The organism is Acinetobacter sp. LMB-5 (genome assembly GCF_001541635.1).
In the GTDB taxonomy this organism is placed as follows: domain Bacteria; phylum Pseudomonadota; class Gammaproteobacteria; order Pseudomonadales; family Moraxellaceae; genus Acinetobacter; species Acinetobacter pittii.
On record NZ_LRDR01000034.1, the window covers coordinates 1 to 668 of the forward strand.

Here is a 668-nt window from a genome sequence, read left to right on the forward strand (position 1 = left end):
AAGATGATGCTTTTCAGGATTACATCGAGGCAGCGACACAAGATAAACGTTCGGATGTGATGCAGGTGATTGGTGTTTCTTTAATTGCTAACCCTTACTTGGCACCTTTGCAAAGGGTTGTCCAAGCTGATGTTGTTTATTCTGCTGCTAATTTAGATTTTGACCCGCTTTGGGCTTATGCTACAGGGATGGGGGCTGCATATCGCTTAAGATTACTCAATCTGCCTAAGCGAGTCCAAGATACATCGGATAGTTTTGTTAGTTATCTCACTGGTAATTTTTTAAGTGGAGATAACGATGATGATTAATAAAATTAAAGTTTGGAGATATATGAATATCTCCGATGGAGTATTTATTTTTTGCGTCATCTTAGGTGTGCTGTTTTTTCGGGATAGTGTTTTGGGTGTTATTGGGATGTGGTTTGCCGCTTTTCTTTGTTCTGGTTTAGGGCTTCGCCTTTATTGCAAAGGTAAAGGAATGATGAGGTACGGTACAATAAACAACGTAGATGAAAACGATATAGAGACAATTATGGAATCTTATCGGGCGCATCGTGACACAATGATAGGAACTACAACGGTAGCTGTTATATTTACACTTTATCAGTTGTACCACAGCAGTTTTTGACTGAAGCTATCAGAAACAATAAAGCCTCCCCATGGGGAGGC

2 protein-coding genes are annotated in these 668 nt (G+C 39.8%); both read left to right on the forward strand.

Going from position 1 to position 668, the window contains the following annotated elements; genetic code table 11:
- Window positions 1-308: hypothetical protein (locus tag AW165_RS19795; protein WP_171254265.1), on the forward strand; the 308-nt coding region annotated here is incomplete at its 5' end.
- Window positions 298-627 (forward strand): hypothetical protein, encoded by a 330-nt coding sequence (locus tag AW165_RS18355; protein ID WP_060466680.1) that lies wholly within the window; start codon window positions 298-300, stop codon window positions 625-627. The genes AW165_RS19795 and AW165_RS18355, both read left to right, overlap by 11 nt.
- Window positions 628-668 lie beyond the last annotated feature (41 nt).